Raw genomic sequence first — 21,449 nt, forward strand, 5'->3', positions numbered from 1 at the left:
AAGATGAAAAAATTCAACATATATTTTTTTGGGTTGTTATCGCTTTTCTTCACGGTCACTTCCTGTGAGTATGAAGGAATCGATCCAATCACAGAAGTAGATCCTGGTCCAGATCAGGGCGCTCCGGAAGTAACGATCACTTCTCCTGCAGATGGTAATGTAATCAAAGTTCTGGATGAGGTATCTAGTATCAACATCCAATTCGAAGTTGTGGATGATATTGAGGTGGCCATGATTGAAGTCCTGGTCAACAACAATGTGATCGCTACCATGAGCGAATTTATGGATTACAGAATTGTAAACAAGCAGGTTGCCTTTAATAATGTGACTAATGGAGAACATACGGTTACCGTTAGAGCCACAGACCTTGAAGGTAATGTAACAACTGAAATGGTGAACTTCAGTAAAGAACCACCTTATACGCCAAAATTTGAAAATGAGAGTTTATACATGCCTTTTGATGGGGATTATGTAGATCTTATAACCCTTAGAAGTTCAGAGGTAACAGGTAATCTTAACTTTGCCGGGGAATCCTTTGCAGGTTCCAATGCTTTTACGGGATCACCAGACTCATGGCTGGAATTTCCATTCAATGGATCTGTAGGTACAGAGTTTACTGCTGCTTTCTATTACAAAGTGAGTGGTGATCCATCCAGAGCAGGAATACTTGTGGCTGGAGCAGATGAAAACCGTACTCAGGGATTCAGATTATTCAGAGAAGGAAGTGCTGATGAACAGCGAATCAAACTTAATGTTGGAACGGGTGCAGGAGAAAGCTGGAACGATGGTGGTGTTATTGATGTGAATGCGGGAGAATGGGTGCATGTAGCCTTTACGGTGACCGAATCTCAATCTGTCATTTACCTGAACGGTGTTGCTATGAATACCGGGAACCTTGCTGCGCCTATCGACTGGACAGGAGTTGAGCAGCTTACCATTGGAGCTGGTGGCGAAACCTTCAGTTACTGGGATCATAAATATGACAGCAGTGCCATTGATGAATTGAGGATTTTTGACAAGGCACTTAGCCAGGATGAGATCTCCAATCTTATCAATGCTTCTTCAGAAACTTTAAAAATATCTTTTGATGGTTCTTATCAGGATGCAGCGAGTAATCGTACTATTAACATCGTGGGAAGTCCGGGTTTTGCCGGTGAGGCAGCTGCAGGATCTAATGCCTATGCCGGAGCTGCAGACTCTTATCTTACCGCTTCTACGGAAGGTCTTACGTCTTCGGAGTTTAGCGCAACCTTCTGGTACAAGGCAGATGCGACGAACGATCGTGCTGGGATTCTAGCGATTGCTGCTGAAGATACCGCAAATCCTGACGCTCAGAATAACCGTACCAAAGGCTTCAGATTATTTCGAGAAGGAAGTGCTGAAGAGCAGCGTATCAAATTAAACGTTGGAACCGGAGAAGGCGAAAGTTGGAATGATGGCGGAGTTATAGACGTAACCGCTGGAGAGTGGGTTCATGTAGCCTTCACCATTTCAGAAACCGAGACTGTGATCTATCTTGATGGAGAAGCTGTAAATACGGGTACACTGGCAGCTCCAATAAACTGGACAGGAGCAGATCTTCTTTCTATCATGTCTGGAGCACCAAGATTTACCGGCTGGGGTCACCTGGCTGATACCAGCTTTATGGATGAGCTCACTTTCTTCAATAAAGTACTTACTGAAGATGAAATCCAGTCCATGATGGCTCAGGAATAAACTTTTGCAGGCTTTGGAGTAATACTCTGAAGCCTGTTTCAATTCAATTATAATTCAATTTCTGATTCAAAATTTAAAATATTGAACCAGATCAAAGCACTATTATGCTAAAAAATAAGAATTCTGCAGTATTTCTTTTTCTAAATATGCTTCTTTTTTCGGCTTGTTCAGATGATTCAGGTCCCGGTTACCAGGAACCCTATAATCCAGACCCTACAGATGATGATGTGGCCGAAGTTCCCTCGATTACAGATGAAGAACTTCTCGATAAAGTTCAGCAGCAAACCTTTACCTATTTCTGGGATTTCGCTGAACCTAATAGCGGGATGGCCAGAGAGCGTTCCCAGGATGAAGCTTATGGTGGCGATTCACCCAATATCGTAACTACTGGTGGTACAGGATTTGGATTAGCCTCTTTTCCTGCGGCAGTAGAACGTGGCTGGATTAGTAAGACTGAAGCTCAGGATCGTATCATCAAAATTCTGGATTTCCTTGAAACAGTTCCAACCTATCATGGTGCATTTTCTCACTGGTATATGGGAAATACGGCTCAAACCAGAACATTTGGTGAATTTGATGATGGTGGAGATCTAGTTGAAACTGCTTTCTTAATTCAGGGTCTTCTAATTTGCCGAGAATACTTTGACAATGATGAAATCAATTCCCGAATTACCGCTTTATGGGAAGGGGTTGAATGGGACTGGTACACTAAAAATGAGAATGTGCTCTACTGGCACTGGTCTCCAAATTTCGCATTTCAAAAGGATCTGCAAATCAATGGCTGGAATGAGTCATTAATTGTATACGTGCTGGCTGCTGCTTCGCCTACACATTCTATAGAAAGGGAAGTATATACCAGCGGATGGGCGGCTAATGGCAACATGGTAAATAATCGGGAACATTATAACATAGACCTGCCCCTGGGACCTTCCTACGGCGGACCCCTATTTTTTAGTCATTATTCCTTTATTGGTCTGGACCCAAGAAATCTGCAGGATCAATATGCCAGTTACTGGGAGCAAAACACTGCACATTCCCTGATAAATTACGAGTACGCTGTTAGAAATCCTAAAAATTTCGAAGGCTACGGAGAGAATTCGTGGGGCCTTACAGCCTCGGATTCTAAAGATGGATATGCCGCTCATAGCCCTACGAATGATTTGGGAGTGATCACTCCCACTGCGGCATTATCCTCTTTTCCATACACTCCTGAAAAATCCATGAATGCCCTTAGGTATTTTTACGAAGAACTGGGAGATGATCTTTGGGGGAATATGGGCTTTTATGATGCTTTTTCAGAAGAATATAACTGGTATGCCGATGGTTACCTGGCTATAGACCAGGGGCCAATCGTCGCAATGATAGAAAATTACAGAACACAGCTTTTATGGGATCTTTTTATGGCGAACCCTGAAATTTCTGCAGGACTGGATAAACTGGGCTTTAGTTACTAGATCCTGAATCTTTTTAAATTAATCGAATGTCACACAGATCAATATATTTATTAAGCTTTATCCTGTTGGTGTTCACCGCTTGTAAGGAGGGCGGGAACAAGACTGAAACTATAGATGAAGCTGGTAGCAAGTCGGTGAAATTATCTGAAACTGCCTTGTTGGATACCGTTCAGAAGCAGACATTGAAATACTTCTGGGAATATGCAGAACCCAATAGCGGTATGGCCCGGGAGCGCTTTCATCCAGACGATAATTATCCAAAAAATGATAAGCATGTAGTGACAACTGGTGGAACTGGTTTTGGACTCATGGCCCTGGTCGCAGGGGTGGAGCGTGGATTTATTCCGAAGGATTCGGCATTGGCAAGGTTTGACAGGATCGCAGATTTTCTGGAGAGTACTCCAAGATTTCATGGTGCCTGGTCGCACTGGCTTAATGGAGAAACTGGCGAAATCCAGGCGTTTGGGGAGAAAGACAACGGAGGGGATATTGTAGAAACTTCCTTTTTAGCACAGGGCTTTATAGTGGTTCGTGAATATTATAAAAATGGAACTACAGAAGAGAAAGCAGTAGCTGCCAAATTCGATAATCTCTGGAAAGGGATCGAATGGGATTGGTATACAAATGACAAAGATGGAATTTACTGGCACTGGTCACCCGAATACGAATGGGAAATGGACTTTATGATCGAGGGTTATAATGAATGTCTTATCACCTATGTTCTGGCCGCATCCAGTCCCGATCATGCGATCAAAGCCAATGCATATCACGATGGCTGGGCAAGAAGTGGTAAAATCACTACGGGCGCAGAAGCTTTCTCCTATCCTCTAATATTAAAGCACAATACCAGGGGCAATATGGGAGGTCCTTTATTCTGGGCTCACTATTCATATTTGGGGCTGAAGCCTCAAGGTCTAAGCGACAGGTATGCGAATTACTGGGATCTCAATGTAAATCATACGCTCATCAACTATGAGTATGCTCTTTCGAAGGCTGATAGCTCAGAAACATATGCTGAAAATTCCTGGGGATTAACTGCAAGTTACACCCGAAATAAGGATAACTCCATTGGTTACACTGCACATTCACCAGATAATGATCGTGGCGTGGTTTCACCTACGGCAGCGATTAGTTCCATTCCTTACACTCCTGAAAAATCCTTGGCAGCAATGAGATATTTTTTCGAGGAGCAGAATGAATTGCTGTGGGGACCTGCTGGCTTTTATGATGCTTTTAGTCTTGAAGGTGAGCCATGGGTGAGCCAGAGATATTTAGCGATCGATCAGGGTCCAATGGTAGTCATGATCGAAAATTATCGAAGCGGACTTATATGGGACCTTTTTATGCAGGCTCCGGAAGTTCAGGAAGGATTAAAAAAGCTTGATTTTCAATTTACTAAATAGAAGAGATGAGAATTAAAATAACAGTTTTAGCATGCTTTTTCAGTTTCATAAGCTTTGCTCAGGAATATTCAGAATATCAAAAAGAGCATTTTGTATCAGGAAGCGACACTTTAAATTACCGAATCCTTTTTCCGAAGGACTTCAGTGAAACTGAAAAATATCCAGTGGTATTAGTGCTTCATGGTGCCGGAGAACGTGGAGATGATAATGAATCCCAATTGGTTCATGGCGGCGATCTTTTTCTGAAGGATTCGGTTAGAACACAATTTCCAGCTATTGTGATTTTTCCGCACGCACCAAAGGATGATTACTGGGCAAAAGTTGAGGTGAATAGAAATATTAAACCTTTTGAATTTGATTTTAAAAACAAAGCCGAAAGCACTCCGTCCTTAAAACTGGTCATGGAATTAATGGAAGAAATGAAGCAGAAATCATTTGTAGATAATGATCGCTTATATGTGGGTGGATTGAGTATGGGCGGCATGGGAACTTTTGAGATCATCTTCAAAAAACCTGAAATGTTCGCTGCAGCATTTGCCATTTGCGGTGGAGCGAATACCGAGATCGCGGCAGACTATCCTGAAAACTTTAATATCTGGATCTTCCATGGGGAGCAGGACGATATCGTTTTACCAAAATATGGCAAAGCGATGGCACGTGCGATCAATCATCATGGGGGAAATGCCAAGCTTTCATTGTATCCAGAGGATAATCATAACAGCTGGGATTCAGCCTTTGCAGAACCTTATTTACTAAAGTGGCTATTTTCTCATAGTCAGAACCAACAAAAATAATTCTCCCTGAATCGATGAATAACATGATTGGAATCAGACAGTGTTTTTTGGTTGTAATTCTTTTGTTTTCAGGTGTTCTGACAGCACAGGATAGTGTGCCTGAAACCTACTGCAATCCACTGGATATCGATTATACCTATATGGTATATAATTCCAGCAAGAATATTTCCTATCGTTCTGGGGCAGATCCCGCAGTGATCGAATTTCGTGGTGAATATTATATGTTCGTTACCCGCTCTTTCGGTTACTGGCATTCAAAAGATCTGGTAAACTGGAAATTTATCAAACCAAAACAGTGGTATTTCGAAGGTTCTAATGCGCCAACCGCTTTTAATTATAAAGATTCGCTCGTTTATTTCGCGGGTGATCCTGCAGGCTACGGAAGCATAATTTACACAGACGATCCTAAAAAAGGCGAGTGGGAACCGGTAGCATCCATTTCTAATAATATTCAGGATTCAGAATTATTCATTGACGATGATGGTAAAACCTATCTCTACTGGGGGTCTTCGAACGTTCATCCATTGAAAGTCAAAATGCTGGATAAGGACGATCGGTTTCTGGAAACCGGCGATCATAAAGAACTTTTTAACCTGGTAGAAGAGGAGCATGGATGGGAGCGATTTGGAGAGAATAACTTTCATCCTACTTTGAAAGAAGGATATATGGAAGGAGCTTCCATGACCAAACATAATGGCAAATATTACCTGCAATACGCCGCACCGGGTACACAGTTCAATGTATATGCAGATGGAGCTTATGTAGGTGAAACACCACTGGGACCTTTTAAATATATGAAAAACAATCCCATGAGCTTTAAACCGGGAGGCTTTACCAACGGCGCAGGACATGGGATCACGGTAAAACAAACCAATGGACAATACTGGCATTTTTCTACCATGGCACTGGCATCCAATTCTCACTGGGAAAGAAGACTGGCAATGTTTCCTGCTTACTTTGATGAGGATGGATTGATGCATTCAAACACCAGTTATGGTGATTATCCACTTTTTGCGCCCTCTCACCCTGAAAAGCCAGGAGAGCATACGGGATGGATGCTCCTTTCGTATAATGCAAAAACCATGGTTTCCAGCTCAAAAGTACAGGTGCGAAAAAGTACGTCTACAGACGGGGAATTTGATATGGAAGAAATCACCGCCGGCAGGGACGCCAATAATAATATTACTACGGAATTACTTACAGATGAAAGTCCAAAATCCTACTGGGTAGCTGAAAATAATGATGCGGAACAATGGGTAGAATTAGAAATGATATCCCCCGGTGATATCTATGCGCTTCAGCTAAACTTTCATGATCACGAGGCAGGCATTTATACCAGAACTGAAGGATTGAAACATCAGTTTAGCATAGAAACTTCCGAAGATGGAAAGAATTGGAAAATGATCGTGGACCGAAGAAATAGCGACAAGGATGCTCCGAATGCCTACATCCGTCTAGATCAACCCGTAAGAGCCAAATACGTGAGATATAATAATGTTCAGGTACCGGGAAAAAACCTGGCACTTTCAGAAATAAGGGTTTTTGGAAAGGGTTATGGAGCTGCACCAAAAAAAGTAAAGGATTTTAAAGTTAACAGAGAGGATGATAGACGGGACGCCAGTTTAAACTGGAAGAAAGTAGATGGCGCTCAAGGATACAATATCAGGTGGGGAATAGCTCCAGATAAGCTGTACCATTCCTGGCTGGTATATGACAAAACAGAACATTTTATGAGAAACCTGGATAGAGATACTAAATACTTCTTCTCTATTGAGTCTTTCAATGCAAATGGAATTTCAGAAAAGACCCAAATTATAACTGTAGACTAACCGAATTCAAATTAGAAAATCAGAAGAAATGAAGAGAACTTATTTATCCATTTTATGTGTTGCCATTTTTGGAATATCCATGCAGGCACAGAATAAGATCCCGGAGGTGGAAGAAATTCTGGCGAAAATGACCCTGGAGGAAAAAATTGGTCAGTTAAACCTGGTAACACCTGGTGGTGGAGTAGCTACGGGAGCCGTGGTTAGTAAGAATGTTGAGGATAAGATAAAACAAGGTAAAGTAGGAGGGCTGTTTGGAGTTTCTGGTCCAGATAAGATTAGAATGGCGCAGGAATTTGCTGTGAATGATACAAGATTGGGTATTCCACTTTTAATTGGTTCAGATGTGATCCATGGATATAAAACAACCTTTCCCATTCCGTTGGGAACTGCTTCCAGCTGGGATATGGAATTGATCAAAAGAACGGCTGAGGTAGCCGCGAAAGAAGCGACGGCAGATGGGATTAACTGGAACTTTTCACCAATGGTGGATATAGCCCGTGATCCAAGATGGGGTAGAATTGCTGAAGGAGCAGGTGAAGATCCATATTTGGGTAGCCAGATCGCAATAGCAATGGTAGAAGGTTACCAGGGAGAAGATCTTGCACTGCCAAATACCATGATCTCCACGGTAAAACACTTTGCACTATATGGCGCTGCGGAAGCCGGAAGAGATTATAATACGGTGGACATGAGCAGACTCAGAATGTTCAACGAATATCTGCCTCCATATAAAGCGGCTTTAGATGCTGGCGCAGCCAGTGTTATGAGTTCGTTCAATGATGTGGATGGAATCCCTGCATCGGGGAACAAGTGGTTGCTTACAGAGCTACTCAGAGAGAAATGGGGATTTGACGGTTTTGTAGTTTCAGATTATACTTCAGTCAATGAAATGATCGCACATGGATTAGGTGATCTGCAGGCAGTTTCAGCATTGTCGCTAAAGGCCGGACTCGATATGGACATGGTTGGAGAAGGATTTCTAACAACCCTGGGAAAATCTGTTGCAGAAGGTAAGGTTTCCGAAGAAGAGATTACTATCGCTGCCAGGAGAATCCTGGAAGCAAAGCATAAACTGGGACTTTTTGAAGATCCATACAAATACCTGGACAGCAACAGGCCCGCTACCGATATTCTGACGAAAGAACACCGAACGCTGGCAAGAGAAGCTGCGAAAGGATCTTTTGTTTTATTAAAGAAGCATGAGGATATTTTGCCAATTTCGAAATCGGCAAAGATCGCTTTGGTGGGACCACTCGCAGACAATAAAAATAATATGCTGGGAACCTGGGCTCCAACCGGAGATCCATCTCTCTCGGTTTCTATTCTGGAAGGTTTCAAAAATGTAGCTCCACAGGCTACAATTTCGTATGCGAAAGCAGCGAATATTTCGAATGATACCAGTTTTGCCAAGAAAGTAAACGTTTTTGGACCACGAATTATGATCTCAGAAAGGTCTTCGGAAGCTATGCTGAGCGAAGCTCTGGAGGTTGCAAAAAATGCGGATGTAATCGTGGCTGCCGTAGGGGAAGCTACTGAAATGAGTGGAGAAGCTGCCAGCAGAACAGATATCCAGATTCCCGAAAGTCAGAAAAAAATGATCCGTGAATTAGCTAAAGTCGGTAAACCGATGGTTTTAGTGCTTATGAGCGGTAGACCTTTGGATATTTCTGAAGAAATGGAATTGCCGGTAAGTATTTTGCAGGTATGGCATCCAGGAGTGGAAGCTGGAAACGCTATTGCCGATGTTGTTTTTGGAGATTATAATCCTTCCGGCAAGATCACCGCTTCCTGGCCTAGAAATGTAGGACAGATCCCGGTATATTATTCAGTAAAAACCACAGGTAGACCGGCACCTTCAGAAGATTTCGCCAAATTTAAAACGAATTACCTCGACACTAAAAATTCAGCATTGATCCCATTTGGTCATGGGCTTAGTTATACAACTTTCAAGTATGATCATATCAAAGCCAGTAGGACCGAACTGGTTGCAAACGCTTCTATAGAACTTAGTGCCACGATCACGAATACCGGAGATTTTGATGGAGAGGAAGTGGTACAACTTTACCTGCATGACAAAGTTAGGAGTGTGACTCCGCCGGTTAAAGAACTGAAAGGTTTTCAGAAGATTGCTTTAAAAAAGGGAGAGTCAAAAACTGTCACATTTAAGATTACTGAAGAGGATCTGAAATTTTACAACGCCCAGTTGGATTTTGTTGCTGAACCAGGAGAGTTTGAATTTTTTATTGGAGGTTCATCAGCTATAGAAGCAGCGGGTAGCTTTAGTTTTAAAAGATAATCGACCAATGAAAAATTGATAATTTATACATAACCAGTTAGTATCAACCAATAAAAACAAACATTATGAGAGATCCCAGGCAATTTTACAGGTTTAGTTATGTCTTCCTCATCTTTGCAGCCATGCTACTGGCGTTTACCGCCTGTGAAGACGATGATATTGAAGAGCCATTGAGCGCGGTCGCGTTAGATCTTGACTACGCGCACATGGTCGTAGGGAACGAGCTAACGCTTACTCCGGTCATTAGAAACTTTAAAACTGCTTCCAAAGAGTATCAATGGGCCGTTTCAGATTCGACCGTAATTGAAATCGTTTCTGTAGCCAGTAATTATGCAGCGACCGTAAGAGCGATTGGGGAAGGCACGGCGACCGCATCCATAAGCACGATGGATGGAGCAGAGCAGGCTAGCACAACCATAGAAACCAATCTGATCATGGAATCTGAAGTGAGGTTGCCGGCGACAATTACCGCATACACTCAGTCCACGGTCAACATCATTCCAGATTTTAACCTGGTGGATCGACCGGTAAGAGACTATACCTGGACCGCAACTCCGGAAGGAATCATCTCATTTGAAACAGACCCGGAAACTTACGAAATCGAGATCCAGGGATTACAGGAAGGTACTGCAGAACTTAGTATAACTTCTGATGATGGTCAGGTTGTCGGGACTACCAGAGTAACCGTAGAAGATGAAAACGACGGAATTCTAAAGGTTCTTGCCATTGGTAATAGTTTTTCTGAAGATGCTTTGGAATCATATTTATATGGGCTGGCCGATGCTGCCGGTGAAGAAATCGTGATAGGGAACCTTTATATTGGTGGAGCCGAACTGGATTTGCATGCTCAAAACGCCACAGAGAATAACGCGAGCTATAGTTATCGAAAGATCGATGCACAGGGAAATAAAAGCGCTACGGCAGATGTTGCGATCTCTACTGCCCTGGATGATGAGAACTGGGACTACATCAGCTTCCAGCAGGTGAGTCAGAAATCTGGACAATATGAAACATTTATAACACCATTAACCGAGCTATACGACTATGTGGTTTCAAATGTGGATAATACGGATACTAAATATTTGCTTCATCAAACATGGGCATATTCTGAAAATTCGACTCATTCAGGATTTGTGAATTACGATAATGACCAGATCAAAATGTACGAAGCGATAGTTGATGCGTATGATCAGGCCAGCGATCTAATTCCAACATATAGCGTTGTTCCGGCTGGAACGGCTATTCAGAATGCCAGAACGAGTTACATTGGTGATAACTTCAATAGAGATGGTTATCATTTAAATGAAATAGGAAAATATACTGCCGCAAGTACATGGTTCGAGATCCTTTTTGAACAGAGTGTTGTGGGGAACAGTTATGTGCCAGATGGTTTTGTGCCTCTGGATGCTGAAATTGCTCAGCATGCTGCCCACGAAGCTGTTCAGAATCCAATGCTAATCACCGAGCTTACCGACTATCAAACTGCAGGAGGATCTGGTGTTATAACCAAGAATGTACTGATTGATTTTGCAACAGCTTCAAATTCTGCAGGATGGAATGGTTTAACCAGTTTTCTTGAGGATGCTACCATACCAAATCTAAAGTATGAAGACAATGAGTTTACTGGAATTGAGCTGACAGTTACAAGCAGGTTTAACGGTCAGAATACTGCAGGAGAGACTGTCACCACAACAGATTTAAATATGCCAGCAGAAGTTTCTGGAAATTCTTTCTACGGAAACTCAAAAGGAGAATGGGCTGGAATACTTGTTGAAAAAGGTGTTCTGAAGCTAAGTGGTTTTGAAAGTGATAGCACTTATGAGTTCTGTTTCTTTGGCTCGAGAACGGCCAGCGATAATCGAGAAACGCTTTATACTGTGATAGGAAGTAATACCGGTTCAGCAGTCTTAAATGCCGCGAGTAATACAGATGAGATTGCATGTGTTCAGGGTATACAAGCAGATGAGAATGGGGAGATCTTCATTGAAGTGACTTCGGGAGCAAATAATGATAATTCTAATGGATTCTTTTATATCAATGCCATGCGTATTGCTCCGGAAGAATAGGAAAGCGAGTTGATTTCCAGATAATTTAAATCGTAAGTTTTAGTTTGTTGGCCCCGGGTTTTGGTTTTTACTCCCGGGGCTTTTTTATAGCTTTTCTAAACGAATTCCTGATACAATAGGCTTCCCTGATTTACTGCGGAATTTAATAACGATATCTTCTTTCGTTTCCACTTCATAACTAAGTTCTATAGCGGTTAGAATACCAAATTCTGAAGCAGGATTCATATTTTCTTCTACCAGTGTATCATTGATAAGAATATCAAACACCCGGTGCTTTTCTGTAGATTTATTTTCATCTGAACCGAGATTATAGATATTACTAACAGATGCAGATCTGTTCGGTTCCGACATTAATAAAGAAATCCTGTAGGTGCCCTTAGGTACTTCAAAACGATATGATTCAATTCCCTCCCGCATAGTTTGAAATAGCGGTTCGCTGATGGTGTTTTTAATATTAGCATCGGTTCCCTGGAATTTTGTCTTCGAATGCTGGAAAACCTCACCACCCACAAAACCGAAAGTCTTATTATTATAATCCTGGTCACTTATCCAGATCTCACCGGTTTCTTCATCTATAAAATCGCTGTGACTCCCAACATTAATAAGCAGAGGTTGTGTTTCTATATTCTGAAGAAGGTTTTCGCGGTAGTGAATAGCGATTTCCCTGGAGTGCTGAGCATTTCCTGCTTTCACGTTGATAATATGTTTTCCTTCGGATAAGTTCAAACTAAAAGAAGCAATATTATCAACGACTTTAGCCGACTTTTCTTCCCAACCATCGATATGAAGATCTACGTTCTCTGCAGTTGAAAAGACCTTAATAGGCACCTGCTCATTCTTATGTATAAAGCGATTTTCAAAATGTTCACCGGCGATATACACAAAATTTTCATCGCTTAACCGGGCTTTATAATAATAGTAAACATCTTTTGGCTCACGATTGAAATTTACAAGACCTTTCTGGTTAATAAAAGGTCGGCTATCTTGTCTTCCTCCGGAACCAAAATCGGCAAAATTCCAAGCCGCCATTCCCAGCATATAGTCGCGTTCTATTACCTGGTTAAGATAGCTCACATGAGATTTCAACTGATAAGCTTCACTAAAATCCCATGGTTTCGGAGAATTAGTTTGAATTCTAGTATCACTTCCCGGGCCGTACTCTGAGATAAGCAAGGGTCGGTTTGGATACTTTTCATGCTGCTCATCAAGAAATTTACCTAGGTTTTCCAGTCCCTGTGTGTACCATCCAAAATACAGGTTCCATCCTATAACATCAGGAATATCTGCAATTCCAGAGGTATTATAGACCTCATTTTCATGAAGTGCCATAACACTAAGTCTCGAAGTATCCAGTTTTTTTGTTTCTGCTTCCAGTTTATGGGCGAGTTCAACGCTGGCTTTGATCTTAGCCTTTCTATCTTCCTCGGTCATATTTCCTGTAAATACCATCCTAATAAATATTTCGTTCATGTATCCCCAGAAAACGATGGAAGGATGATTGTAAAGCTGCAAGATATGTTTTCGCTGCATTTCAACTGCGTTTCTGTGGTAGGCTTCTGTATCGGTTACATCATTTATCACGGGAATTTCAGTCCACACCAGCAGGCCAAGCTCATCGCATAGATCATATACCTCCGGATCCTGCGGATAATGAGCCGTACGTATAAAATTTGCCCCCATGTCCTTGATCATCTTATAATCCTTACGATGAATGGAATTAGGTAGCGCATTTCCCAGGTTCTCAAAATCCTGGTGACGGTTAGCACCTATAAGCTTTATAGGTTTGCCATTCAGGAAAAAGCCTTTCTCCGGGTCTGCTTCAAACCATCTGCAACCAAATTTTGAAGAGTATGTGTCCATGATCTCTCCGGAAGAGATTTCTGTAATCCTAGCTTGTAATTGGTATAGATCTGGCTGATCAGGAGACCAGAGCAGAGGCTCATCAATAAGGAAATCTATATCGAAATCTTTTCCTTCGAGTTGTGATTCGTATTCTGAAATTCTATTTCCGGAAGGATCTAAAATGGCTACGGATAGCTTTACAGCATTATTCTCATTATTTATAAAATTACCCGAAAAATTCACTTTTGCCTTTTCATTACTAATTTCAGGGGTTTTGATAATAAGGTTGCCTGCCGCTTCGCCCTCCAGCTGAAAGTGAGACTTTCCGGTTACGATCAGTTGGAGATCACGGTAAATTCCGCCGTAGAAATTAAAATCGGCTTCCAGCGGAGGAATATTTTTATTATGGGAATTATCTACTTCAATTCTTAGTTCATTGGGAGCCTCAAATTTCAGGAATTTAGATAATTTTACTATAAAGGCCGTGTAACCTCCAATATGTGTTTTGACCAATTGATTGTTCACATATACCTTTGTTTCCTGGTTTGCGGCTTCGAATTTCAGAAAAACAGCCTTCTTTTTCCAGGATTCGGGCGCATTCAATTGTTTCCTGTATATTCCTTTTCCGCGGAAGTATTTTATATTATCCTTGAAAGCGTCTTCGGAATTCCAGGTATGCGGGAGATTTACTATAGCAGAATCTGAACGGTCCTCCAGCTGAAATTCCCATCCTGAATTGATAGTCTTTACAAGACGTTGCCCGGATACTGAAATATTCGTCAGGATGAATAAAATGGGTAGATATTTGAAAAGTTTCATAGTATATTAATCGATATAGGTTTGATGGCGCTTTTAACATCCTTAAAAATAATTCTCTTATTATGATATTTTTTGTACGCTATCTTTTTATGAGCCTAGAGAAATAAGGATTTACGATCCTAATAATTTATTTATAGATATGACTCTGAATTTTGGTGTTTTCAAAGACCACCTCGCTAAGGAAATTAAGTTCATGCGGTAAGTATTTGAACGGCATCCCTGAGATTTCATATCCGGCACCGTCAAACGAGTAGAATAAATAAGAAGCATCCAGTTCTTTTAGCCTGTCAACGATAGTTTTTGAGCCATCCAGCATGAGGTATCCTGGTTTATTACTATCACAAAAGTGATGAGGTGAATTGGTAAAGGGAACCAGGTTGTCTTTGGTTCCATGAAAGAATATACCGGGAACAAGTTCGTCTTCACCCAGGTACCGCGAATCTACCAATGCACCGGTGAGAGATATTACCTCGGAAAATTTGATATCGGCATATTTACTGGAATTCGGGAACATGAGATCAGGATTGTAAACGGCATTTAAAACCGCTTCGGCTCCTGCGCTACTACCACCAACGATGATCTTTTCAGCATCTATTTGGAATTTGTCAGCATTAGTTTTGATAAATTTTACGGCATCCTTAAAGTCTTCAGCCGCCATTTTGAAGGTTTCCGGTTTTTCGGAAGCAGCGTAATTACAGCTAAATCCGGTTTTTATTCCTTGTCTTTTCAAACTATATGAAATCAGGCCCACAGTATATTCTTTTGCAGCCGCTATATTTGCGAATTTCACTTCCTGAGGATTTCTAGGACTTCCCCCTGCGAATCCTCCACCATGCATAAAGATGATTAGGGGTCTATCTTTTTGTGAATTTTCGGGTTGATAAAGGTCTACAATAAGTTTTTCATTCTCTTTGTCCGCATAATTGCGTGTAATGGGTTTTTGAACTTTGAAAAGACTGTCAGTGAATTTTTGTTGAGCTTCAGCTAGTTGAGAGGACAAAAGAATGATGAGAAAAAGAAAAATATGTTTCATGTAGGATTAAAATATTAAACTCAACAATATACATTATTTAGAAGGATAAATAACTGGTGAAATCATGCAGAAAATTTTATCTTCGCTGCATAATTTTGGAGTCATGAGTTTACAGGAAAAGGTAATGGTCGAAATGAAGGCGGCCATGCGAGCAAAGGATAGTGTAAAGTTAGAAGCTTTACGCGCGGTTAAGAGTGAGATACTCCTGGCCAGCACTGCATCCTCTTCTAAAGAAGGTCTTACTGAAGATGAAGAGATGAAGTTGTTACAGAAACTTGTGAAACAACGTAAGGATAGCGCTGAAATTTACAAGCAACAGGGACGTGAAGATCTTGCTGAACCTGAATTAGCTCAGGCAGCTGTCATCGAAGAATTTCTTCCTGAACAGTTAAGCGAAGCTGATATTGAGAAGGAAGTGGACCAGGTGATCGCCGAAACCGGTGCAACCGGAATGCAGGATATGGGAAAAGTAATGGGTGCTTCAACCGCAAGATTGGCTGGCAGAGCAGATGGAAAAACTATCTCAGCAATCGTAAGAAAAAGACTGAATAAATAATATTAGGCCCCGTGGCGCAACTGAATAGCGCATCAGATTTCGGCTCTGAGGGTTGCAGGTTTGAATCCTGCCGGGGTCACATAGAGAATCCGTAGAAATTTTGTTCTACGGATTTTTTATTTTAAATACTGCTTAAACTTCAGCGAAGTACTTTAAATTGAACCGCTGTGGAAGTTCGTATGCTATAAAATATTCCGAAGCAAGACTATTGGCTGGCAATAAAAAAGCCAGATCGGATATTGCAAACCGACCCTACTCAGTTAACAAATCCATATGATCTGGCATTTTGTAATAATCAGAAGAATTTAAATCCTTCCATCGAATTTAGACAGCAATGTATTAAAGTTTTAATATTCAGATTACGGAAATCCATAATCGAACTGTAAAATTTCAAAAACATTTGCATTAATTTACGCGCATACGAAAATATACAATATCAGGAATTTTCAATCCTGATCAGCATCTTTATTATACGATTTGATTTCTAAGATCTAAATGAAAGCTCTGTGAACCTAAATCTTTTCCTAAGTTCATAGTATAACCATGCAAAATTTTTGATTTATTTAGAGATGGGCGTTAAACATTGTATAAATAGTTTCCGAAGGCTTAGTTATCAAATATTTTAGCCCTGAGATAAAAAAGTAACTATTATGGCAGCATATTTTAATACCAACCAGTTAAGACTTACGATGAAGGAACTGGTAAAGATCTACATGAGCGATTGTGAAGAATGTAATGAGCTTTCGCAGGATTGTATGGATTTACTGAAACACAATTTCCAGGCTGAGTTTGCTGTATATAATAAGCAGACCAAATCTGTTGAAATTGGGATCAATCAGAATGAGGAAGATTTTTCAGGATATCCTGAGATTGAAGTCTATGCATTTCCTATACAGGAAATAGGCAAAAAGATTGATCATTCTTTCAAACATAACCAGGAAGATTTAGAGTTCTATGGTAAACTAATTGGAAGAAAGAAAGGGCTTGGCTCAAATTCGGTAGTCTTAATGGACTAACCGGAACTTCAAAATAAAAAAAGTCGATTCGAAAGAATCGACTTTTTTTATTTTCCAATATCATCTATAATTAATTTGGCATGAACCCTGGAGTTTTCGATAAACCACTTATGAGTTTCAGTTCCACCACAAATTACTCCAGCAAGATAGATCCCTGGAATGTTGGTTTCCATTGTTTCAGGATCATATTCCGGAATTTTTCTTCCATCATCAGATAGATCAATACCAATACTTTGTAAAAATCCAAAGTTTGGTCGGTAACCAGTGAGCAATAACGCAAAATCATTTTCAATAGTCACGTCGCCCTTATCGGTCTCGATGACAACTTCCTTGCTTTTGATTTCTTTCAAACTGGCATTGAAATAGGCCTTGATACTTCCTTCTTCAATTCTATTTACAATATCTGGACGCACCCAATATTTCACTCTTTCACCAATTTCTGGTTTCCGTATGATCATCGTCACATCGCCACCTTTCCTGTAAATTTCCAGAGCAGCATCCACGGCAGAATTACTTGCTCCTACGACTATTGTTTTCTGGGTGGCATAATAGTGTGGATCGTTATAATAATGTGAAACCTTAGGTAGATCTTCACCAGGAATTCCAAGATAATTTGGAATGTCATAAAAACCAGTTGCCACAATCACTTTGGAAGTATGATAGATAGATTTTGTAGTTTTCACGACATGACCAAACTTTTTGCCTGCTTCTACACCCGTAACTTTCTCGAAAAGATGAATGTTAATCTTATTGGCGACCGTAATCCTTCGATAGTATTCTAAAGCTTCTCTTTTACCAGGTTTAGGATTATTACTAATGAAAGGAATATTGTCCAGTTCCAGCTTTTCAGAGGTGGAAAAGAAGGTCATATTCGTAGGGTAGTGGTATAGCGAATTTACCAGGCAACCTTTTTCTATGATGACATAGGAAATGCCTTTTTTTTCTGCCTCCAGCGCACAGGCGATCCCGATTGGACCGCCTCCAATGATTACCAGTTCATAATTCTCGTTAGGAGTTTGCAATAGATCTCAAATTTTTAATGGTTCCAGGCTGATCATCAGACTTAAATACGAAACTTCCAGCTACCAGTACATCTGCACCGGCATTGCTCAATTCAGCCGCATTCTTATCGGTTACACCACCATCAATTTCGATAAGGGTAGTCGCATTATTTGTTACAATGATCTCCTTCAATTTCTTTACTTTCTTAAAAGTATTTTCAATAAAACTCTGTCCGCCAAACCCTGGATTTACGCTCATTATGCAAACCAGGTCTATATCCTGAATTACGTCCTTCAACAGATCCACATTGGTATGTGGGTTAATCGCGACACCTGCTTTCATGCCTTCAGCTTTAATAGCCTGCAGGGTACGGTGCAAATGAGTACAGGCTTCGTAATGAACCGTGAGGATATTGGCGCCTAATGCGGCAAACTCCTTAATATACCTGTCTGGATCAACGATCATAAGGTGGACGTCGATAGTTTTAGTCGCATGTTGAGAAATAGCTTTCAAAACAGGCATTCCAAAAGAGATATTCGGTACAAAAACACCGTCCATGATATCAATATGGAACCAGTCTGCTTCACTCTGATTGATCATTTCCACATCTCTTTGTAGGTTTCCGAAATCTGAAGCCAGAACGGAAGGGGCAATTAGTGTTGTGCTCATTAAAATTTAGTTGTGTGAGCTGCAAAAATAAGAAGAATTCAAGGCTTTTAGAGCATTACACGATAAATGCTTGAATAATATTGTTGGTTGTAGTTATCTCAAGTATCAATTGAGTTGCGCCTGTCGAATTACCCCCACATTTAATTGCGAAGTGCGCTTATTTAAATTTGTAGCTGTGTACTCCAGCCTTCGACAAGCTCAGTCTGGCATTTCGGTAACTGAATTTTAATATAGAATAGTAGTCGGACTAAGGTTGTCTAAATACCCGACATTCACTTGGGAAATAGTTTTAGCACTGAGCCTGTCGAAGTGCGCCTATTTGCATTTGTAGCTGTGTACTTGAGCCTTCAGCAAGCTCAGTCTGGCATTTCCGTAACTGAATTATAATATAGATTGTATTTTGACTAAGGCTGTCGATGCGTTCCACGTTTAATTGATATAGTTGCAGCACTGAGCCTGTCGAAGTGCGCTTATTTAAATTTGTAGCTGTGTACTCCAGCCTTCGACAAGCTCAGTCTGGCAGAAATCGATCCAAATTATCTGCAGATTAATTGTTGCAACAAGCCAATCCGAGATGGCTATCCAAATTCCTACTACTTCTTCAGAAATCTTTCTGCAGATTTTGCCGCATGATAACCACACATTCCATGTACACCACCGCCAGGAGGAGTAGAGGAGGAGCCTATAAAAATTTTTGGGTTGGATGTTGCATAGGGATCCAAACTGGCAATTGGTCTGGTAAATAGCTGAGTGATATCCTGTTTTCCGCCATTAATATCCCCTCCAATCAAATTTGGATTTAAAGCCTGTAATTCATCTGTTCTCATGGTACTTCTGGCTATTATACTCTTTTTGAAACCCGGTGCAGCTCTTTCAATCTGTTCTTCGATGTATGGAGAAACATCTTCAGTATTTCCATTAGGCACGTGACAATAGGCCCAGGCAACATGTTTTCCTTCAGGAGCCCTGCTGCTATCAAAAACTGTTGGTTGGGCAAGTAAAACATAGGGCTCCTCACAGATTCTGTTTTCATGTGCTGCCGCTTCTGAATCTTCTATGGATTGCTTACTGTATCCAAGATGTACGGTTCCGGCTTTTCTGCATAGTTCGTTCGTGAAGGGGATAGGATTGTTGAGAGCCCAGTCCATTTTAAAGATCCCGGCCCCGTAATCATATTTTTTCAATCTGTTTCTATACGTCTCGCTAAGATTGGTGTTCTTGAGCTCCAGGATCTGCTTTGGGGTGAGGTCCAGAATGAAAGACCTGCTTTGGGGTAATTTCTCGAGATCAGTTACGGGCTGGTTCAGGAATAATTTACCACCATGTTCTGTGTAATATGCCAGAAGAGCATCAACAATCTTAACTGCCCCGCCTTGAGGAAAAGGCCAGCCATGTCTATGCGCCAGAATAGTTAATACTAAACCGAAAGATGAGGAGACCAGTTTAGAGAGAGGCAATGTTGAATGAGCAGCGGCACCATAAAAGAAGATCTTACTCCTTTCTTCCTTAAAGGAACGCTCTGCAATAAATTTTGCCGAAGGCAGTGCTTTTAAACCAAAGCGGAACATCATTTCCAAGTTTTGTGGTATTCGCAAAGGAGCAAGTAAATCTTCTTCCAGTTCTAGCCATTCCTCAACAAATTTTAATAGCAGATCTAGGTAATTCTGCTTATCCTCCCCTAACTGCGCGGCGGTTTTATGGATATCCTTATAACATCCAAAAGCACTACCGTCTTCAAAAGGATGTGCAAAAGGAATTTCGGGATGTATCCATTTAAGTCCGTAATCTTCCAGAGGTAAGGTTTTGAAATAAGGAGAGGCAAAGCCCAGCGGATGCACAGCAGATCCAAGATCGTGCTTAAAACCAGGTAAAGTGGTTTCCTCTGTTCTCGCCGCTCCACCGGGTTTATCTGCCTGCTCGAATATGGCAGTCCTGTATCCCTGCTTTTGAAGATAGGTAGCTGCTGCCAGTCCGTTTGGACCACTTCCAATAATAATGACGTCATATTCTTCCTTCATCAGGGGAGATCGTTTTTGTCTATAGTGTATAAATACTCTTTGAAAGTTCTTTGTCCGTAGGCTTTTCCAATCATGTCATGAGTGGTGATGTATTTAAAATTCTCGAGCTTGTGCTTGATGTCTTTAGAAAATGAGGATAATATAACCCCTGCTTCAGCAATACTTTCGGGGACTTTTAAGGTTTTGGCGTCAAAGCGTTCAGCAATCATTTCAGCCATTTCCAATCGGGTATGGGTTTCTGGGCCACCTATTTCGATAAGTTGCTCACCAGTTTCTAAAATTTCAGAAATAAACAGTGCGAGGTCTGCCTGATGCATCGAATTGGTTTTTGCCTTCCCGTCGCCAATGACTGGCACCAGTTTCCTCTTCGCCATAATGCCCAGATCGTGTAACCCGCTAAACAGGCCTACCGGGCGAACAATAGAGTAGTCTATTCCAGAATTTTCCAGTGATCTCTCTAATAATCGTTTAGAACCGGGAATGCTCATTTTCTCATTTTCCTCTGCTCCCAGAATGGAAATATAAATAAACCTTTTCACCTGGTTTATTTTCGCATCTTCAAGTATCTTTTTATTGGTATAGAGGTCGGTTTTATAAAACGAGGTATCATTGCTGGTAAATAAACTTACACTGTTTCCAAGGGCTGAGATCACGATATCTATATTTCTGGTGATCCCGGTGAAATCATCATCGTCACCTGCGATAAAAATATCATCACAATACTTTTTAAGCCGTTCAGCACCTTCCCTGGAACTGGTTTGTAACCTTAGTTCAATGTTTTGGTCGCTCAACAATTTGCAGATCTCGAGACCCACTACTCCGGAAGCTCCAACAATTAACACCTTCTTCATATGCCAAATTTTATCAATAGAATTTAAGAACAAAATAATGGATAAGATGCTACCTGAAGGGGATTAACAAAACTTTAGTTGATGC

At 41.0% G+C, this 21,449-nt stretch carries 15 protein-coding genes and 1 tRNA gene; 10 read left to right on the forward strand and 6 right to left on the reverse strand.

Annotated features, from left to right (window positions below):
* The first annotated feature begins 3 nt into the window (after positions 1-3).
* The 7 genes from G529_RS0104040 (at position 4) to G529_RS0104070 (ending at position 11,558) form a co-directional block, all read left to right on the forward strand.
* The gene (locus G529_RS0104040) at positions 4-1,716 is read left to right on the forward strand and encodes a LamG-like jellyroll fold domain-containing protein (protein ID WP_026914328.1); all 1,713 of its coding nucleotides are present in this window, start codon (positions 4-6) and stop codon (positions 1,714-1,716) included.
* A 104-nt stretch (positions 1,717-1,820) separates the two neighbouring features.
* Positions 1,821-3,170: a glucoamylase family protein gene (locus G529_RS0104045; protein WP_026914329.1), complete on the forward strand. Its 1,350-nt coding sequence runs from the start codon at positions 1,821-1,823 to the stop codon at positions 3,168-3,170.
* Between the two features lie 26 nt (positions 3,171-3,196).
* Entirely contained in the window at positions 3,197-4,573 is a 1,377-nt protein-coding gene (locus G529_RS0104050) for a glucoamylase family protein (protein ID WP_026914330.1), read from the forward strand.
* A 5-nt stretch (positions 4,574-4,578) separates the two neighbouring features.
* Positions 4,579-5,367, forward strand: a complete 789-nt coding sequence (locus G529_RS0104055; RefSeq protein ID WP_035695440.1) for a carboxylesterase family protein — start codon at positions 4,579-4,581, stop codon at positions 5,365-5,367.
* A gap of 23 nt (positions 5,368-5,390) precedes the next feature.
* Positions 5,391-7,196 carry a family 43 glycosylhydrolase gene (locus tag G529_RS0104060; RefSeq protein ID WP_026914332.1) on the forward strand — a complete coding sequence of 602 codons (1,806 nt, stop codon included), beginning with the start codon at positions 5,391-5,393 and terminating at the stop codon, positions 7,194-7,196.
* Positions 7,197-7,224: 28 nt separating this feature from the next.
* Entirely contained in the window at positions 7,225-9,492 is a 2,268-nt protein-coding gene (bglX, locus tag G529_RS15440; RefSeq protein WP_035695442.1) for a beta-glucosidase BglX, read from the forward strand.
* A 65-nt stretch (positions 9,493-9,557) separates the two neighbouring features.
* On the forward strand, positions 9,558-11,558 hold the full coding sequence (locus G529_RS0104070) for a DUF4886 domain-containing protein (protein ID WP_084509734.1): 2,001 nt from the start codon (positions 9,558-9,560) through the stop codon (positions 11,556-11,558).
* Between the two features lie 84 nt (positions 11,559-11,642).
* Here G529_RS0104070 and G529_RS0104075 read toward each other — a convergent pair whose 3' ends face one another.
* A complete protein-coding gene (locus G529_RS0104075; RefSeq protein WP_026914334.1) occupies positions 11,643-14,219 on the reverse strand; it encodes a glycoside hydrolase family 2 in 2,577 nt (858 codons plus the stop codon).
* A 127-nt stretch (positions 14,220-14,346) separates the two neighbouring features.
* Entirely contained in the window at positions 14,347-15,252 is a 906-nt protein-coding gene (locus G529_RS0104080; RefSeq protein ID WP_026914335.1) for an alpha/beta hydrolase fold domain-containing protein, read from the reverse strand.
* 103 nt (positions 15,253-15,355) lie between these two features.
* Here G529_RS0104080 and G529_RS0104085 point away from each other — a divergent pair, with 103 nt between their 5' ends.
* The 3 genes from G529_RS0104085 to G529_RS0104095 all read left to right on the forward strand — a co-directional run bounded on the left by G529_RS0104085 (position 15,356) and on the right by G529_RS0104095 (position 16,824).
* Positions 15,356-15,808: a GatB/YqeY domain-containing protein gene (locus tag G529_RS0104085; protein ID WP_026914336.1), complete on the forward strand. Its 453-nt coding sequence runs from the start codon at positions 15,356-15,358 to the stop codon at positions 15,806-15,808.
* Positions 15,809-15,813: 5 nt separating this feature from the next.
* A tRNA-Arg gene (locus G529_RS0104090) sits at positions 15,814-15,887 on the forward strand.
* A 571-nt stretch (positions 15,888-16,458) separates the two neighbouring features.
* On the forward strand, positions 16,459-16,824 hold the full coding sequence (locus tag G529_RS0104095) for a hypothetical protein (RefSeq protein WP_026914337.1): 366 nt from the start codon (positions 16,459-16,461) through the stop codon (positions 16,822-16,824).
* 47 nt (positions 16,825-16,871) lie between these two features.
* On the opposite strand, the gene G529_RS0104100 is transcribed toward G529_RS0104095, so the two are convergent.
* The 4 genes from G529_RS0104100 to G529_RS0104115 all read right to left on the reverse strand — a co-directional run bounded on the left by G529_RS0104100 (position 16,872) and on the right by G529_RS0104115 (position 21,364).
* Positions 16,872-17,846: a YpdA family putative bacillithiol disulfide reductase gene (locus G529_RS0104100; protein WP_026914338.1), complete on the reverse strand. Its 975-nt coding sequence runs from the start codon at positions 17,844-17,846 to the stop codon at positions 16,872-16,874.
* Positions 17,833-18,495 (reverse strand): ribulose-phosphate 3-epimerase, encoded by a 663-nt coding sequence (gene rpe / locus G529_RS0104105; RefSeq protein ID WP_026914339.1) that lies wholly within the window; start codon positions 18,493-18,495, stop codon positions 17,833-17,835. Before rpe ends, G529_RS0104100 begins: the two co-directional genes overlap by 14 nt.
* 593 nt (positions 18,496-19,088) lie before the next feature.
* A complete protein-coding gene (locus tag G529_RS0104110; protein ID WP_026914340.1) occupies positions 19,089-20,513 on the reverse strand; it encodes a phytoene desaturase family protein in 1,425 nt (474 codons plus the stop codon).
* The gene (locus tag G529_RS0104115; RefSeq protein ID WP_026914341.1) at positions 20,513-21,364 is read right to left on the reverse strand and encodes an NAD(P)H-binding protein; all 852 of its coding nucleotides are present in this window, start codon (positions 21,362-21,364) and stop codon (positions 20,513-20,515) included. Before G529_RS0104115 ends, G529_RS0104110 begins: the two co-directional genes overlap by 1 nt.
* Positions 21,365-21,449 lie beyond the last annotated feature (85 nt).

Origin of the sequence: Christiangramia portivictoriae DSM 23547 (assembly GCF_000423045.1) — a bacterium.
Lineage (GTDB): Bacteria > Bacteroidota > Bacteroidia > Flavobacteriales > Flavobacteriaceae > Christiangramia > Christiangramia portivictoriae.

Coding starts and splice junctions, on each gene's coding strand:
- G529_RS0104045 (WP_026914329.1), top strand. CDS start 1,821: ATGCTAAAAAATAAGAATTCTGCAGTATTTCTTTTTCTAAATATGCTT.
- G529_RS0104110 (WP_026914340.1), bottom strand. CDS start 20,513: ATGAAGGAAGAATATGACGTCATTATTATTGGAAGTGGTCCAAACGGA.
- G529_RS0104040 (WP_026914328.1), top strand. CDS start 4: ATGAAAAAATTCAACATATATTTTTTTGGGTTGTTATCGCTTTTCTTC.
- G529_RS0104075 (WP_026914334.1), bottom strand. CDS start 14,219: ATGAAACTTTTCAAATATCTACCCATTTTATTCATCCTGACGAATATT.
- G529_RS0104085 (WP_026914336.1), top strand. CDS start 15,356: ATGAGTTTACAGGAAAAGGTAATGGTCGAAATGAAGGCGGCCATGCGA.
- rpe (WP_026914339.1), bottom strand. CDS start 18,495: ATGAGCACAACACTAATTGCCCCTTCCGTTCTGGCTTCAGATTTCGGA.
- G529_RS0104060 (WP_026914332.1), top strand. CDS start 5,391: ATGATTGGAATCAGACAGTGTTTTTTGGTTGTAATTCTTTTGTTTTCA.
- G529_RS0104115 (WP_026914341.1), bottom strand. CDS start 21,364: ATGAAGAAGGTGTTAATTGTTGGAGCTTCCGGAGTAGTGGGTCTCGAG.
- G529_RS0104080 (WP_026914335.1), bottom strand. CDS start 15,252: ATGAAACATATTTTTCTTTTTCTCATCATTCTTTTGTCCTCTCAACTA.
- G529_RS0104095 (WP_026914337.1), top strand. CDS start 16,459: ATGGCAGCATATTTTAATACCAACCAGTTAAGACTTACGATGAAGGAA.
- G529_RS0104055 (WP_035695440.1), top strand. CDS start 4,579: ATGAGAATTAAAATAACAGTTTTAGCATGCTTTTTCAGTTTCATAAGC.
- G529_RS0104050 (WP_026914330.1), top strand. CDS start 3,197: ATGTCACACAGATCAATATATTTATTAAGCTTTATCCTGTTGGTGTTC.
- bglX (WP_035695442.1), top strand. CDS start 7,225: ATGAAGAGAACTTATTTATCCATTTTATGTGTTGCCATTTTTGGAATA.
- G529_RS0104070 (WP_084509734.1), top strand. CDS start 9,558: ATGAGAGATCCCAGGCAATTTTACAGGTTTAGTTATGTCTTCCTCATC.